The organism is Pseudoduganella sp. jia 12, from assembly GCF_055502675.1.
Genome location: NZ_JBUXKP010000003.1, coordinates 396,210 through 412,125, shown reverse-complemented (window position 1 = coordinate 412,125; position 15,916 = coordinate 396,210). Strand labels below are relative to the sequence as shown.

At 67.7% G+C, this 15,916-nt stretch carries 9 protein-coding genes; 6 read left to right on the top strand and 3 right to left on the bottom strand.

Annotation, left to right across the window (positions count from 1 at the left end):
* The first annotated feature begins 153 nt into the window (after window positions 1-153).
* Window positions 154-1,314 carry an MFS transporter gene (locus ACY65G_RS07910; RefSeq protein WP_464996810.1) on the top strand — a complete coding sequence of 387 codons (1,161 nt, stop codon included), beginning with the start codon at window positions 154-156 and terminating at the stop codon, window positions 1,312-1,314.
* A gap of 229 nt (window positions 1,315-1,543) precedes the next feature.
* Here the strand turns inward: ACY65G_RS07910 and ACY65G_RS07905 are convergent, their stop codons facing one another.
* Entirely contained in the window at window positions 1,544-5,434 is a 3,891-nt protein-coding gene (locus ACY65G_RS07905) for an ATP-binding protein (protein ID WP_464996809.1), read from the bottom strand.
* Window positions 5,435-5,588: 154 nt separating this feature from the next.
* Between ACY65G_RS07905 and ACY65G_RS07900 the strand changes: the two genes are divergently transcribed.
* Entirely contained in the window at window positions 5,589-6,905 is a 1,317-nt protein-coding gene (locus tag ACY65G_RS07900; RefSeq protein WP_464996808.1) for an MFS transporter, read from the top strand.
* Window positions 6,906-7,060: 155 nt separating this feature from the next.
* On the opposite strand, the gene ACY65G_RS07895 is transcribed toward ACY65G_RS07900, so the two are convergent.
* Window positions 7,061-9,301: a TonB-dependent siderophore receptor gene (locus ACY65G_RS07895; protein ID WP_464996807.1), complete on the bottom strand. Its 2,241-nt coding sequence runs from the start codon at window positions 9,299-9,301 to the stop codon at window positions 7,061-7,063.
* 168 nt (window positions 9,302-9,469) lie between these two features.
* On the opposite strand from ACY65G_RS07895, the gene cynS reads away from it, so the two are divergent.
* Window positions 9,470-9,913 (top strand): cyanase, encoded by a 444-nt coding sequence (gene cynS, locus ACY65G_RS07890; RefSeq protein ID WP_464996806.1) that lies wholly within the window; start codon window positions 9,470-9,472, stop codon window positions 9,911-9,913.
* A gap of 48 nt (window positions 9,914-9,961) precedes the next feature.
* Here cynS and ACY65G_RS07885 read toward each other — a convergent pair whose 3' ends face one another.
* Window positions 9,962-12,079, bottom strand: a complete 2,118-nt coding sequence (locus ACY65G_RS07885; RefSeq protein WP_464996805.1) for a sensor domain-containing protein — start codon at window positions 12,077-12,079, stop codon at window positions 9,962-9,964.
* 293 nt (window positions 12,080-12,372) lie between these two features.
* Between ACY65G_RS07885 and ACY65G_RS07880 the strand changes: the two genes are divergently transcribed.
* From ACY65G_RS07880 to ACY65G_RS07870, 3 genes are read left to right on the top strand one after another with little or no spacing between them, the layout of a single operon-like run.
* Window positions 12,373-13,116: an ABC transporter ATP-binding protein gene (locus ACY65G_RS07880; protein WP_464997059.1), complete on the top strand. Its 744-nt coding sequence runs from the start codon at window positions 12,373-12,375 to the stop codon at window positions 13,114-13,116.
* Window positions 13,113-14,555 carry an ABC transporter permease gene (locus tag ACY65G_RS07875; protein ID WP_464996804.1) on the top strand — a complete coding sequence of 481 codons (1,443 nt, stop codon included), beginning with the start codon at window positions 13,113-13,115 and terminating at the stop codon, window positions 14,553-14,555. The genes ACY65G_RS07880 and ACY65G_RS07875 overlap by 4 nt, the downstream gene beginning before the upstream one ends.
* A complete protein-coding gene (locus ACY65G_RS07870; protein ID WP_464996803.1) occupies window positions 14,552-15,916 on the top strand; it encodes a DUF3526 domain-containing protein in 1,365 nt (454 codons plus the stop codon). Before ACY65G_RS07875 ends, ACY65G_RS07870 begins: the two co-directional genes overlap by 4 nt.

The window sequence follows — 15,916 nt, the reverse complement described above, 5'->3', positions numbered from 1 at the left end:
CCCGATACCTGATATCGCGTGCCGCAGGTGGTCGCTGGCACCCCGAACAATCGCAATTGCCGATACGTCGTATCGAAACTCCGGCGTTCGGTTCTGGCAGGACCGCTGCTATCGTTGCCCCTACAAAAACGTCACGACAATGTGGAGACAACCATGCAGAACCTCGCTCAAGGGCGTGCGCCGGAAACCTGGCGCGGCCGCGGCATCCTGATGCTGTGCCATTTCACCGGCATGGTCGACCTGGTCGCACTGCCCGTCTGGGTCGGCGCACTGGTCCAGCACTACCGGTTCAGCCTCGAACAGGCCGGCATCACGGTCACCGCGTTCCTGGCCGGCGCGGTCGCCGCCAGCCTCTTCACGGCGCCGCGCTTCGGCTGGCTGCCGCGCACCGCCTGCGTGGCCGGCGGCTATGGCATCGCGGCACTGGCATTCGCGGGTGCCGCTTTCACGGCGGACTTCGGTACCCTGGCATTGCTGCACCTGGTTGCCGGCCTGGCCGCTGGCACCGCGCTGTCGGTCACGCACGGCACCATCGGCCGCAGTGCCAATCCGCACCGGCTGTTCGCGCTGGCCGGTACGGCACTGGGCTTCGGCGCGGTGGTCTTCTACGCGGCCGTGCCGCCGGCGATCGCGGCGCATGGCGGCGCCACGCTGTTCAAGGTGCTGGCCGGCCTGATGGCCGTGACGGCGCTGGCCGCGCTGGCATTCCCGCGGCACGCGAAGGCGGGACACGAGCATGTCGTACACGGCCGGCTGTCGCGCGCCGCGTGGTGCGCCATCTTCGGCGTTACCGCGATGGCGCTGAACCAGGCGCTCACGTTCAGCATGCTGGACCGGATCGGCATCATGCGCGGCTTCGGGCAGGAAGCCGTCAACCAGCTGCTGGTGGCGGTCGGCCTGGTGAACCTGCTGCCGGCGGCCATCGCCGGTTTCATGGACAAGCGCCTGAATCCCGTGCGCGTGGCGCTGGTGGCGGCGCCGCTGCAGGCCGCGCTGGCGGTGACGATCTCGCTGGCCGCCGGCTACCCGCAATATGCGCTGGCGGCCAGTGTCTATCCGGCCGTGCTGATCTTCATGCATACCTTCCTGTTCGGCCTGATCGCACGGCTCGATCCGAGCGGCCGCGCACTGGCGTCCACGCCGGCCATGATGATGACCGGGTCGGCGATCGGCCCGGCGCTGGCCGGCACGGTGGCGACACACGCCGGGTTTGGCGGCCTGGCCGCACTGGCGGTGGCGGTGGGGGCATGCGCCACGCTGTGCTTCGCGCTTGTGGCGCGCCAGGCCGGCACGCCTGTGGCGGCCACGGCCTGAACCCGAGCCCGAGCCCGAGCCCGAGCCCGAGCCCGAGCCCGAGCCCGAGCCCGAGCCCGAGTATTTCATTCTTCAAGGAGCAAGGAACGACGCAAGCCATTCGCCTGGCCGAAGCCAACGCCATCCCGATAGCCGCGTTCGGCCACGGCAAGTTCATCCGGCAGGCAGGCTCGGTGCCCGTGCAACGCGCCGGTGTCGCCATCGGGGCATGTGTTTTACCGCTGCTGAATTACCGCGGCTGAAACCCGCCTGACGGCACAAGCGCGCTTTCAACCAGTCCCGCCGCGCGGGCCGCCGCTTCCAGCAGCACCGCGTCGATGCTTGCCAGGTCGGCCGGCTTCGTCAGGTGCGCATCGAGGCCGGCGTCGCGCGAGCGCTGCCGGTCCTGTTCCGTTCCCCAGCCGGTCAACGCTACCAGCATGGCGTTCGCCATGCCGTCGATGCGGCGCAGCGCCGGGGCGATCTCGTAGCCGCTGTGGTCGGGCAGGCCGATATCGAGCATCACCACGTGCGGCCGGTCGCGTGCCGCGATGGCCAGCGCGGCGTTTCCGGTGTGCGCCATGTCCACCGCGTGGCCGCGCATCTCCACCAGTGCCGCCAGCATCTGCGCCGCATCGACATTGTCGTCGACCACCAGCACGCGCAAGGCAGCGGGTGCGCCGGGGATGCCGGCAGCCCCGGCATCCCCGGCGGCGACTTGCCCGGTATCGCTTTCGGTCAAGGGCAGGATGACCGTGAAGCGGCTGCCCCGGCCCGCCCCGTCGCTTTGCACGCCCACGGTGCCGCCATGCAGTTCGACGAGGCGCTTGACGAGGTTCAGGCCCACGCCAAGCCCGCCCTGCGCCAGTTCGTGATGTTGCGCGACCTGGGCATACAGGTCGAACACGGTCGGCAGCATGGCCGCATCGATGCCGATGCCGTTGTCGGCCACGGCGATCGCGATGGTTCCCTCTTCGAGACTGGCGGCGACCTCGATCCAGCCTTCCGGCGGCGTGTACTTGGCGGCATTGTTGACGAGGTTGCTCAATACCTGGGCGATCCGGTGGCGGTCGACGAACAGCATGACGGGCCCCGCTGGCAAGTCGAGGGTCAGCCGGTGCCGGCCCGCCTTCACGAGCGGCGCGCTGATTTCCAGCGCGTCGCGCACCACCTGGTCGAGCTGCACCGGTTCGCGGCGCAGCGCCACCTTGCCTTCGGACAGGCGCGCCATGTCCAGCAGGTCGTCGACCAGGCGCACCATGTGCGTGACCTGGCGCCGCATCATGCCGTGGATCCGCTCCGCATCCGGACCCGTGGGGCGCGCCTGCATCAGTTCCAGGCCCGTGCGGATCGGCGCCAGCGGATTGCGCAGCTCGTGCGCAAGCGTGAACAGGAATTCGCTTTGCATGCGGTTCTTCGCGGTCAGCTCGTCCGCCAGCCGCTGCAGCTCCCGCTCGGCTTGCGCGCGCGCGTCCACATCGACCACCGTGCCGACGAAGCCGTTCGGCCGGCCCAGGTCGTCGAAACGCGGCATGCCGGCGTCGATGAACCAGCGGTAGGTGCCATCGTGCCCGCGCAGCCGGTAGTCGAACGAGAACGGCGCGTGGTCGTCATTGGCCGCCAGGAAGATGGCGCGCGCCCGCTGGAGATCTTCCGGATGGACGTTTTCCAGCCAGCCCAAGCCCAGGTCCTGCCCGGGCGAGCGGCCCGTGTATTCATACCAGCGCCGGCTCAGGTACGTACATTGGCCATCGGATGTCGTCGTCCACAGCATCACCGGCGCCATGTCGACGAGCGAACGGAAGTACGTTTCACGCTGTTCCAGCTCGGCATGGCGCTCCTGGCGCTCGCGTGCCATGCCGAGCTGGCGCTGCACGCGCGCCAGCAATTCGGCCGCGGCAAATGGCTTGACCAGGTAGTCGTCGGCGCCAGCATGCAGGCCTTCCACCTTGGCTTCCTGGCCGGCCCGCGCCGACAGCAGAATCACCGGCAGGTGGCGCAGCGGTTCGCTGGCGCGGATACGGGCGAGCAGGCCGAAGCCGTCCAGCCGCGGCATCATCACGTCGCTGAGCAGCAGGTCGGGTGGATCTTGCCGCAGCAGCGCGAACGCGGCCTCGCCATCGGCGCACACGGTCACGTCGGCATGCGGCTCGAGCAGCGATTTCAGGTACGCGCGCATGTCGTTGTTGTCGTCCGCGACCAGGATGCGCGGCAGAGACGCTGCGGCCGGCTGCGCGGGCATGCGGCTGTCCGGCGAGTCCGTTGGTACGGGCGCCGGTTCCGGCGCATCGGGCAGCCAGCGCAGCGCTTCCTCGACAAAGGACGCGGCGCCCATGCGGCGCGCATCGTCGCCGTCGACAGGCGCGTCCTCCGAGTCGCCGCCGTGGTCGATGCGCTCGGCGGGCAGGTGGGCATGGCCGAAGGGAATGTCGACGTCGAAGCGGGTGCCGTTGCCCTCCTTGCTGTGCACGGCGATGCTGCCGCCGTGCAGGCGCACCAGTTCCTGGATCAGCGCCAGGCCGATGCCGGTGCCTTCGTAGGTGCGGCCCGGCGTGCCTTCGATGCGGTGGAAGCGCTCGAATACGCGCGGCAGTTCCGCGGCCGGAATGCCGCTGCCGGTATCGCGCACGGACAGCCGCGCCATGCCGGCATGGCGGTACAGGCTGACGATGACCGCGCCCTGCAAGGTGAACTTGAACGCGTTCGACAGCAGGTTGAAGACGATCTTTTCCCACATGTCGCGGTCGATGTAGACGGGCTGGCCCAGGTCCTCGATGTCGAGGCGGTACTGCAATCCGCCTTTCTCCATCGCCGATTCGAACACGCCGGCCAGGTCGGTGGTGAGCTGCGCCAGGTCGAGCGGAACATAGGTGGCCAGCGCACGCCCCGCCTCGATGCGCGAGAAGTCCAGCAGCGAGTTCACCAGCTTGAGCAGCCGCAGGGCATTGCGGTGCGTAACGTCGATGCGCTTGCGCTGCCCCGGCGGCAGCACTTCCCGCGCATCAGCCAGCGCGTCGGCCAGCGGACCGAGGATGAGTGTCAGGGGCGTACGGAATTCGTGCGAGACATTGGAAAAGAACGCGGTCTTGGCGCGGTCGATCTCGGCCAGTTCCTGGGCACGGCGCTGCTCCTTTTCATACGCGACCACGTTGCCGACGGCCGTGTTGACGGTGGCGCCGAGCAGTTCGTAGAAGTGCAGGTAGTCTTCGTCGAGCGCGCGCGCCGCGCTGACGCCGGCCACGACGAAGCCATACAGCTCCGCCTGGCCAGGCACCGTGACCGGCAGCACGAGCGCCGCGTCGGGCGCCGCCTCGTAGGGACCGCACGGGCGGTCGCCGAACCGTGCCCGCAAGCCGTGCACCTGCCGGGGAGCGCGCGCCGCGGCCGCGCTGGCGAACGGCCACAATGCATCGTCCGCCGTCGCGATGGCCGGGGCCATGTGGGCATGCCCGGCGGTGCCGGCCGCGCCGCGCAGCAGCAGTTTCCCGTTGTGCGCATCGATCTGGTACAGCAGCACGAACGGCAGGTCGAGCGCCATGCCCTGGTACTGGGCCTCGATGTCGTGGGCAATGTCGCTGATCGCCCGGGCATCGGAGATGGCGGCGTTCAGGTCGCGCAGCACGCGGGTGCGGCGCGCGTTCAGCACCGCCGGCGTGGCTTCCGTGATCGGGTGGAAGATGCCGCCCACTTCGCCCGTTTCATCGCGGATCGGCGAGAACGAGAACGTCATGAACGCTTCCTCCAGGTAGCCGACGCGGTCGAGGAACATGCGCTGGTCGCGGATGTACACGCCTTCGCCATGGTGCGCGCGTTCGAACGCGTCACCCACCACGGGCAGCGCGCTGGCCCACACTTCCTTGAACGCGCCGCCCATCGCGCGCGGATGCAGGTCGCCGCAGATCGGGCGGTAGGCATCGTTGTAGATCTGGATATCGTCCGGCCCCCATGCCACGAGGATCGGAAAGGTGGACGACAGGCACAGGCTGACGGACGTGCGCAGGCTTTGCGGCCAGCTTCCGAGCGGTCCCAGTGGCGTGGCCGACCAGTCCATCGAACGGATCAGCGCACCCATTTCGCCGCCGCCCGCCAGCCAGCTCAAGTCGTCGTTCATCGGGGGCAGGGCGGTGGGAGTGGGAGACATAATGCTTTACGGAAAGTAAAAAGGTCGATCGTACCGATCGTCAACATATTGTATGTCAGCAAGTGAGATTGCTCGACAAAATCAGCATGGCGGCGTGCGCGCCCGGCTGCTTATTGCTGGCCTACAATCGAAGCTTTCATTATCGGAGAATTTCATGTCGGCCGCATCCGCAACCGTCGAACAGGGCATCGTGGCTGCCGGCGTCGGCAAGTTCCAGTACCGCCTGTTCGTGATCTTCGGACTGGTGTGGATGGCCGACGCGATGCAGGTACTGTCCATCGGCTTCTCGGCGCCATCGATCGCGAAGACGTTCGGCATCGCGATGCCGCAGGCGCTGCAAACGGGGACGTTCTTCTTCATCGGCATGCTGGTCGGCGCCTTTGCGTTCGGCCGGCTGGCGGACCGTATCGGCCGGCGGCCAGTGCTGATGGCAGCGGTGGTGATCGATGCCTGCTGCGGCGTCGCATCGGCGTTCGCGCCGGATTTCACCTGGCTGCTGGCGCTGCGTTTCCTGACCGGCATCGGCGTGGGCGGCACGCTGCCGGTCGACTACACGATGATGGCGGAATTCCTGCCCAGCGACCGGCGCGGCCGCTGGCTCGTGATGCTCGAATCGTTCTGGGCCGTCGGCACGATCCTGCTGGCGATCCTGGCGCTGTTCGCGGCGTCGTGGGGCGACAATGCGTGGCGCGTGATCTTCTTCGTCACCGGCATCCCGGCCCTCGTGGGCGTGGTGCTGCGCCTGTATATCCCCGAATCGCCGATGTACCTGAACCGCAGCGGCAACCCGGAAGGCGCCCGCAAAGTGCTGGAGCGGGTGGCCGAGGCCAATGGCCGCAACGTGCCGATCCCGCCGCTGCTGCCGGATGGCGCGGGCCGGCATCCGCTGTCCGCGCTGTTCTCGAAGCACCTGCGCCGCCGCAGCGTGGCGCTGTTCGCCGCCTGGGGCCTGATCTCGATCGCTTACTATGGCGTGTTCGTCTACCTGCCCGTGAAGCTGGGCGCGGAAGGTTTCGGCTTCATGCGCGGCCAGGTGTTCCTGATCGTGCTGGCGCTCGTGCAGCTGCCGGGCTTCGCGCTGTCCGCCTATGGCGTCGAACGGTGGGGGCGCAAACCCACGCTGGTGGGCTTCCTGGTGCTCAGCGCCCTGGGCTGCATGTGCTACAGCCTCGGGAGTTCGACGCCGGTCGTCGTGGGCTCGACCTTGCTGATGAGTTTTGCGCTGCTGGGCACCTGGGGGGCGCTGTATGCGTTCACGCCGGAGGTGTATCCGACCGACCTGCGCGCCAGCGGCATGGGCATGGCGGGCGCGGTGGCGCGCTTCGGCGGGCTGTTCGCCCCGGCCATCGTGGCGCCCGTGATGGCCACGCACTTCACGCTGGCGCTGGGGATGCTCGCGCTGTTCCTGCTGGCGGGGGCGGGGGCGATCCTGTGCGTGGATGCGGAGACGCGCAACCGGGTGCTGGAGTGATAGTGCTGAAAGCCCAGGATGTGAGTTGGTCCACGGCTGGCAAGTCGAGCTGCATGCAGGCACCCAGGAACAAATGCCGGGATCAGGGAGGAGTGCCAGCCTGCAGGCTGGCACTCCTCACCCCGGCTACTGCCGCCGGGTAGCTTGCCCGGACGTCAGAACACCGCCCGCAACGTCGCCGACGCCGTGCGCGGCTCCGCATAGTGCAAGCCGTTATAGAACCCCACGCGGTTGTAGTAGGTCTTGTCGAACAGGTTGTTCACGTTGACGCTGGCCGTGAAGTGGTCGTTGATGCGGTAGCTGGCCATCAGGCTGGCGAGCCAGATCGAACCCTGCGAGATGCGCGACAACGCCGTGATCGGAGCACCCTTGGCGTTGTAGGCGCCGGTCGGTTGCTGCGCCGTGTTCCACATATTGCTTTGCCAGTTGACGCCGCCGCCGACCGTGTAGCGGCGCTCCGCGCCGAAACGATACGTGGTGAACACCTTCAGCAGGTTGCGCGGCACCACCGTGTTGATCGGGTTGCCGCGCGCATCGCGCGAACGGGTGTGGCTGTAGCCGGCCGAGAGGTTCCATTCACGCAGCACCTGGCCGGAGGCTTCCACTTCGAAGCCGTCGACCTTGTTGCCCTTGCCCGTGGAACGGTAGGCCTGCACGGCGCCGGGCAGGGAATTCGGCGGCACGCTGTCGTCGATCTCGCCCACGTTGTCCTTCTCGCTCTTGAACACGGCCGTGGAGAAGTTCACGCGCCGGTCGAACAGTTCGGCCTTGACGCCCGCCTCGATGCTCTTGCCTTCGACCGGTTCGAGGAATTCGTTGTTCCTGTCGCGCAGGTTCTGCGGCTGGAAGATGCTCGTGTACGTGGTGTACGCGGTCCACTGTTCGTTCAGGTCGTACAGCAGGCCCGCGTACGGCGTGTTCATCGAGCCGAGCGTGAAGCCGGTGGTGGTACCGGCACTGCCGTCGGCGTTGAAGTTGCGCGTGCGCGTCGTGTAGTCGCCATGGCGCAGGCCCGCGATTGCCTTCAGGTCGTCGGTGAGGTGCAGGCGCGTGGCCAGCGACAGCGCTTTCTGGTCGACGTTGCCGATGCTGGTCGGTACCGCGCCGACCGTTGTCGGGAACTGCGGCACATCGCCCGTCCACGTCTGCCAGTTCGGGATCATGTCATAGCCGGCCGGCACCGCGCCGATGGTGACGCGCTGCGAGATCGTTTCGCGGTCCGCCTTGCCCCAGCCGAACACGATGTCGTGGCGGCGGCCGAACAGGTCGAACTTGCCGTCCACATTGACCTCGATCACGTCCATCGTTTCATCCGCCGGGAAGCGGCCGGAAGCGACGATGATGCCGCTGCCGTCCGCGCGCGGGTAGCCGCCATAGCCGAAGTACAGGCTACCGTCCTGCACGCGGTCGGTCTTGCTCCACGAGGCGCGCAGGCGCCAGTCGCCGGCGAAGCGGTGTTCCAGCGTGGCGAACGTTTTCTTCTCGTCGATGTTCCAGGATGCCCAGGGCGTCGACAGGTTCAGGTCCGACGGCAGGTTGGCCAGCGAGCCGTCCGCGTTCCAGTAGGGCACGGTGCCCCACGTGGAACCGCGCGGATCGGACTTCTGGCGCTCGTAGCCCACCGCCACCACGGTGGCCGGGCCGAGGTCCGCTTCGACGATGCCATACAGCGCGCCCAGGTCCTGCTCGTACAGGGGCCGGAACGATTCAGCCTTCTGCTTCGCGGTCACGAAGCGGCCGCGCAGCTTGCCGTCGAAGGCCAGCGGGCCCGAGACATCGAACTCGGCGCGGCGCAGGTCGTACGTACCGAGGCGCAACGCCGCATTGGCCTGGAACTCGCGCGTGGGGCGCTTGCGCACCTGGTTGATGGTGGCCGACGGATCGCCGGCGCCCGTCGTCAGGCCCGTGGCGCCGCGCACCACCTCGATGCGGTCGTACACCACATTGTCGCCGTTGGTCTTCAGCGAACCGCCGAACAGGTTCAGCATGCCGTCGACCTGGAAGTTGTTGATCGCGTAGCCGCGTGCGTTGTACGTGATGCGCTCGGTGTCGTTGTAGTTCACGTAGATACCGGTCACTTGCTGCATCGTCTCGGCCAGCGTCTGCAGGCCCTGTTCCTCCATGCGCTCGCGCGTGACGATCGACAGCGACTGCGGCGTTTCGCGCGGGCTCAGGTCCAGGCGCGTGCCGCTGGCGATGGGGCCGGTCGTCGTGTACGAACCGCTGTTCTCCGTGGTCGCATCCTTCGTGCCCGTCACTTCGATTTCAGCCATCGTGGCCGGTGGCGTCTGTGGCGCGGTCTGTGCGTGCGCCTGCCAGAGAGGGAAGGCGGCGAGGATGGCGGCCGTGGTGGCGCGCAGGGCGAGGCGGGTGGAACCTGAAGTTGGTGTGCTCATGATTGTTATGGGAATGGTCGTGGACGCATGCGGACTAATTGATAATGCTAACACGAATGATTCTCATTTGATAGTCGAGACGTGCCAGTAAAGGCGTGGCATGTTTCATGCTAAATGTTTCATGCCGAATACTGGCTGCAAACTTCACCCATCACTGAAAGGACCACCATGCAACGCACCGACGTCACCGAAATGATCATGACCGCCAAGATCCGCAAGGGGATCAAGTGGGGCGACGTGGCCGCGCAGGTCGGATTGTCGAAGGAATGGGTCACGGCTGGCTGCCTGGGCCAGATGACATTCGATGCGCGCCAGGCGGCCATCGTGGGCGACGTGTTCGGCCTGCCGGAAGACGCGGTGCTGCTGCTGCAGCAGGTGCCCTACCGTGGCTCGCTGCCGACGGCCGTACCGACCGATCCGCTGGTCTACCGTTTCTATGAACTGGTGAGCGTGTACGGCACCACGTTCAAGGCGCTGATCCACGAGGAATTCGGCGACGGCATCATGTCCGCGATCGACTTCCGCATGGATTTGCAGCGCGAGCCGGATCCGGCTGGAGACCGGGTCAGCATCACCATGTCCGGCAAGTTCCTGCCCTACAAGACTTACTGATCGAGGCTGCACCGGCGCGGTGCAGGTGAGCCTTCATGGTGCGGGCCATCAGGCGGCACGGGTGGCCAGGTCCTGCACCAGGATCTCCTGGATCCGGTATTCGGCGGCCACGGGCCGCCCGAACAGGAAACCCTGGAAGTGCGAACAGCCTTCGGCCTGCAATTGACGGAACTGTTCCTCGGTCTCGACGCCTTCGGCGGTGATTTCGATCAGCAGGCTGCTGGACAGGCCGGTGATCGCGCGGATGATCGCCATCGCCTCGCGGCTTTCGCCCATGTCGCGCACGAACGATCGGTCGATCTTGATCTTGTCGAACGGGAAGGAGCGCAGGTAGCTCAGCGACGAGTAGCCGGTGCCGAAATCGTCGAGCGAGATGCGCACACCCAGGTCTTTCAATGCCTGCAGCGTGCGGATATTGCCTTCGGTATTGGCCAGCAGCACCGACTCGGTGATTTCCAGCTCCAGCCGGTGTGCCGGCAGGCCGGCATCCTCGAGCGCCAGCGCCACCGTTTTCACCAGTTCGCTGTTCTTGAACTGCACAGGCGACAGGTTCACCGCGACCGTTTCGCCGTTCGTCCACGTGGCCGCTTCCTGGCAGGCCAGGTTCAGGGCCCGCGCGCCCAGTTCGTGGATCAGGCCCGTTTCCTCGGCAAGGGGAATGAATTCCATCGGCGGCACCTGGCCCCTGGCCGGGTGCTGCCACCGGATCAGCGCCTCGTAGCCGGAAACGCGGCATCCCGCCTTTTCGATGATCGGCTGGTAGTGCATCTGCAGCTCGCCGCGGTGCAGCGCGCGGCGCAGGTCGATCTCCATCTGCCGGCGCAGGCGTGCCGCCGCCTCGAGTTCGGGGCGGAACAGTTCGTAGCGGTTGCGGCCATTGCGCTTGGCTTCGTACAGCGCCATGTCGCCGAAGCGCAGCAGCTGCTCGGCGGTGCTGCCACGGTGCGACGAGATCGCGATGCCGACCGAGAGGCCCACCGTGAAACTGTGGCCGTCGATCGCGAATCCGGGCGCCACCGCCTCGATGAGGCGCTGCGCCGCCTGCTTCGCCTCGTCGAGGCGTTTTACCCGCGGCAGCACCACGGCGAATTCGTCGCCGCCCAGGCGTGCCAGCGTGTCGTGCTCGCGCACGCATTTCCTCAGCCGGCCGGCCAGCATCAGCAGGATCTTGTCGCCGAAACCGTGGCCGAAGGCATCGTTGATGTTCTTGAAGTTGTCCAGGTCCAGGCACAGGATCGCCGCGTGGCTGCCGTCCTCCATGCTGTCCACGATCGCGGCCGCCAGGCGCTCGTTGAAGAACGTGCGGTTCGGCAGGTTCGTCAATCCGTCGTGCTGCGCCATGTGGTGGATCTGCGCAAAGGCCGCCAGCTCCTCGGTCACGTCTTCGGTGATGACGAGCAGGTAGTCGCCGGCGCCGTCGGGGCGGTTGCCCACCACCGTGCGGCTGCGCAGCGTGCGCGGGCCGAGCGGGGTCTGTACCATGCTGTCGTCCGACGTGTCGCTGCGGGGGGGCGCCGCGGCCAGGCGCTCGATGTACTGCGCCACGTCGGCGCCGAGGCTCTCGCGTACGAGGCCGCCCTTGATGTCGACGCCGTCGACCGCGAACAGGCGGCGCGCATGGCCGTTGGCCAGCAGGATCTCACCCAGGCCCGCACCGGGGCGCACGTCCAGCGCCAGCACGCTGCCGGGAATGTTGGAGATCACCGAATCGAGGAAGTGCGACAACCCGGCCATCTGCTGGCTGTATTGCTCGGCCAGTTCCTTGGCTTCCACCAGTTTCAGCTGCTGCTGGTGGCGCTCGGTGATGTCGCGCGTGATCTTGGCGAAGCCCATCAGGCGGCCATCGTCGTCGCGGATCGCGTCGATCACCACGCTGGTCCAGAACCGCGTGCCGTCCTTGCGCAGGCGCCAGCCTTCGGCTTCGAAGCGCGATTCGGCGCGCGCCGTGGCCAGCGCGTTTTCAGGCAGGCCCGCCGCGCGGTCTTCCTCGCTGTAGAACACGGCAAAGCTGCGGCCGACGATTTCCTCGGCCTTGTACCCCTTGGCACGTTCGGCGCCGGCGTTCCAGTTCGACACGATGCCTTCCGGCGTGAGCATGTAGATCGCGTAATCGACAGTGCGTTCGACCAGCAGGCGGTACATCAGATCGGAGGTTGGGGCGGTCATCGTTCGGTCGCGTTGGAGCAGTGTTGGAATCGGTATGGCGGTCGCCGCATCCGGGAACCGGTTGTCCATGCGGAGTGACTATACCTTAGTAAGTTCTGTAGAGAAACAATTCGTTGTCCTCGACAGCGGGCGTCGCCTTTCCCGCCCAATACCTGTTGCGCCGATGCAAATTTGCCGTCACATTTGGCATATTGCAAATGCGAATGATAATGCATTATCATTTGAGGAAATAACCACCGGCGGTCCCGCGGTGGCCACGGCATCCCCAATCGAAGGAGCATCGCTTGAACATCATGCACGGCAAGGTCCCGGGCGACCATGTACTCGAAGCCACGGCCGTCGTCGCCGGCTATGGCGGCAAGACCATCCTGCGCCAGCTCGACCTGCACATCCGCGCGGGCGAGATCTATGCGCTGCTGGGCGCGAACGGCGCAGGCAAGACCACCACGCTGAGCCTCTTTCTCGGCTTCGTCACGCCGGGCGAAGGCACGGTGCGCGTGCACGGCGTGGATCCGGTGGCGCAGCCGGACGAAGCGCGGCGCCACCTCGCCTACATTCCCGAGAACGTGGCGCTGTACGAACACCTCACCGCGCGTGAAAACGTGGCGTACCTGCTCGACCTGGCGGGGCAGCGCGGCGATGGCACAACCATCGCGGCAATCGATGATGCGCTGGCGGCCGCCGGCCTGTCCGGCAATGCATTCGACAGGCGCGTATCGGGATTTTCAAAGGGCATGCGGCAGAAGGTGGCGATCGCGCTGGCGCTGGCACGCAAGGTGCCGGCGCTGCTGCTGGACGAGCCCACGTCAGGCCTGGATCCGCAAGCCACCACGGAATTCAACCGCCTGCTCGGCGTGCTGCGCGAACAGGGCGTGGCGGTGCTGATGGTGACGCACGACCTGCTCAGCGCCGCCGACGTGGCCGACCGCATCGGCTTCCTCGATGCCGGCCGCCTGCTCGAGGAAGTGGCCGCCACCGGCGCCGACCGCTTCGACGTGCGTTCGCTGCACCGCCGCTACGGCGGCCTGGCGGCATGAGCGCCGCCCGAAGGATCGCCGTCCGCATCGCGCGCGAGGAATGGCGGGCGCTGTTCCGCGACCGCGCGGCGGTGGCCGGCCTGTTGTTGCTGACGGTGCTGACGCTGGTGGCGGCGATGACCGCCCACGAGCACCAGCGCAATGCCGACGCCGAGCGCACCCGCTACCAGGCGCAGGCCAACCATGAATTCGAGGCGCAGCCGGACCGCCACCCGCACCGCATGGTGCATTACGGGCATTTCCTGTTCCGCCCCCTGAATCCGCTGGCCGCGTTCGACCCCGGCATCGATGGCTTCACGGGCAACACGCTGTTCCTGGAAGGGCACCGCCAGAACAGCGCCAATTTCGGCGACGTGCGGCAAACGTCGCTGCTGCTGCGCTTCGGCCAGCTGACGCCGGCGTTCGTGCTGCAGGTGCTGGCGCCGCTGCTGCTGGTGTTCTTCGGCCACGCCGCCGTGGCCCGCGAGCGCGAATCGGGCACGTTGCGCGTGCTGCTGGCGCAGGGCGTGCGCAGCCGCCAGGTGGTGCTGGGCAAGCTGCTGGCGCTGGCCGGTTTCGCCGGCCTGGCGCTGCTGCCGGCACTGGCCGCGCTGGCGTGGTTCGCCGCCGCCGGCCATGCGCCCTGGGCGCTGGCCGCCGTGCTGGCCGCCGGCTATGCCGCCTGGCTGCTGCTGTGGGTGCTGGGCGTGGTGCTCGTGTCGATGTGCGTGGCGCGCGGCCGCGATGCGCTGCTCGTGCTGCTCGCCGCGTGGGCCGTGATCGTCATCCTGCTGCCACGCTGGGTGCCGGACATGGCCAATACGGCGGTGGCGTTGCCGACCCGTTTCGAGGACGCGATCCACGTGCAGCGCGAATACCTGGCACTGGGCGACTCGCACGATCCGAACGATGCGAAGTTCGCCGCCTTCCGCGACAACCTGCTCAAGCAGTATGGCGTGGCGCGCATCGAAGACCTGCCGGTGAACTTCAAGGGCCTCGTGGGCATGGAGGGCGAGCGCAAGTCCAGCGACCTGTTCAACCGCTACGCGGCCACCGCGTTCGACCGGCAGGAGCGCCAGGGCGAAATCATCGATGCCTTCGGCTGGGCCAGCCCGGCGCTGGCGCTGCGCCGGCTGTCGATGGCGGCGGCCGGCACCGACCTGGCCAGCTACCGCAGTTTCCTGGAGCAGGGCGAGCGCTATCGCTATGCGCTGATCCAGGGGTTGAACCGCCTCCAGGCGGAGAAGCTCGCCTATGCCGACGACATCGACCGGAGCAAGGAAAACCGCGTGTCGCGCGAGCACTGGCAAGGTTTCCCGGCGTTCCGCTACGAACCGGCGTCGCTGGCCGATACGCTGCGCCGCGCTGCGCCGGCCGGTGCCACCCTGGCGCTGTGGCTGGCGGCATTGGGCGCGCTGGCCTGGCTGCTTGCCGGCCGGCTGGGGAGGGCGGTGCGATGAACTGGCTCCCATTCGAAATGCGCCTGATCGTGCGCTCGCGGCTGTCCGTCGCCGCCTTGCTGCTGCTGTTGCTGTTGTCCGCGCTGGCCGTCTGGTCCGGCATGCGCGAAGTGGCACGCCAGCGGCAGACCATCGACCGGCTGGCGCCGCTGCACGAACAGGACGTGGCCGCGCTGGCGGCCCGCTACCCGGCCAGCAAGGATGCCGGCAATCCGGCCTACTACACGTTCTACAACACGTGGGATGCGCCGTCGGACGCGGCGTTCCTGGCGCTCGGCCTGCGCGACGTGGCGCCCTACGTGCTGCGCATCCGCGCGCTCGGCCTGCAGGCGCAGCTCTACGAGGGCGAGACCTTCAATCCGGAGATCGCGCTGCCGGGCCGCTTCGACTTCGCGTTCGTGCTGATCTACCTGGCGCCGCTGCTGGCGATCGCGCTGCTGCACGACCTCGTGTCCGGCGAGCGGCAGGCGGGGCGGCTGCGGCTGCTGCTGGCCATGCCCGATGCGGCGCGGCTCTGGCGGCGCCGCGTGGCGCTGCGCTATGCCTTGCTGTTCGCCTGCCTGGCCATTCCCGTGTGCGCCGGCGCGGCGCTGTCCGGCACCGGCATCGCGGCACTCTGCATCGTGCTCGTCCTGAGCGCGGCCTATCTCGCCTTCTGGACGGGGTTGGCGATGCTGGTGGCGGCGCGCGGCTGGCGCTCGGTCACCAACGCCACCACGCTGATGGGGGCCTGGGCCCTGCTGACGCTGGTGCTGCCGGCGCTGGCCAATGTGGCCCTCGTGCGCGCGATCCCGGTGCACCAGGGCGTGGACCTGATGCTGGCACAGCGGCAGACCGTGCACGGGGCGTGGGAAGTGCCGCGCGATGAAACGATGCGCAAGTTCGTCGCCACCCACCCGGCATGGCAGGACAAGGCGCAGGTGCCGCCGGGCTTCCACTGGAAATGGTATTTCGCGTTCCACCAGGTGGGCGATGAAAGCGTGGCCGGCCAGGTGGCCGCCTACCGCGACGGCTTGCTGGCGCGCCAGGCATGGACCGGGCGGCTCGGCTGGCTGCTGCCGGGCGTGGGCGCGCAGGCCGTGCTGCACCGCCTCGCCGATACCGACCTGCCGGCGCAACTGGCCTACCAGGACGATATCGCGGCATTCCACCGCCGCATCCGCGAGTTTTATTATCCGTACCTGTTCAACGACCGGCCGTTCGGCACGGAAGATTTCGGCAAGCGGCCGGCATTCGTGCCGCGCGCGGCCGAACCGGCAGTGCCCTGGCGCGATGTGCTGGCCGTGTTCGTGCTGGCAGGCGGCGTGCTGGGCGCGGGGCTGGCGGGGCTGCGGCGCCTGCGCGTGGAGGGCGCCGGCTGA

Coding starts and splice junctions, on each gene's coding strand:
- ACY65G_RS07905 (WP_464996809.1), bottom strand. CDS start 5,434: ATGTCTCCCACTCCCACCGCCCTGCCCCCGATGAACGACGACTTGAGC.
- ACY65G_RS07875 (WP_464996804.1), top strand. CDS start 13,113: ATGAGCGCCGCCCGAAGGATCGCCGTCCGCATCGCGCGCGAGGAATGG.
- ACY65G_RS07880 (WP_464997059.1), top strand. CDS start 12,373: ATGCACGGCAAGGTCCCGGGCGACCATGTACTCGAAGCCACGGCCGTC.
- ACY65G_RS07885 (WP_464996805.1), bottom strand. CDS start 12,079: ATGACCGCCCCAACCTCCGATCTGATGTACCGCCTGCTGGTCGAACGC.
- ACY65G_RS07910 (WP_464996810.1), top strand. CDS start 154: ATGCAGAACCTCGCTCAAGGGCGTGCGCCGGAAACCTGGCGCGGCCGC.
- ACY65G_RS07870 (WP_464996803.1), top strand. CDS start 14,552: ATGAACTGGCTCCCATTCGAAATGCGCCTGATCGTGCGCTCGCGGCTG.
- cynS (WP_464996806.1), top strand. CDS start 9,470: ATGCAACGCACCGACGTCACCGAAATGATCATGACCGCCAAGATCCGC.
- ACY65G_RS07895 (WP_464996807.1), bottom strand. CDS start 9,301: ATGAGCACACCAACTTCAGGTTCCACCCGCCTCGCCCTGCGCGCCACC.
- ACY65G_RS07900 (WP_464996808.1), top strand. CDS start 5,589: ATGTCGGCCGCATCCGCAACCGTCGAACAGGGCATCGTGGCTGCCGGC.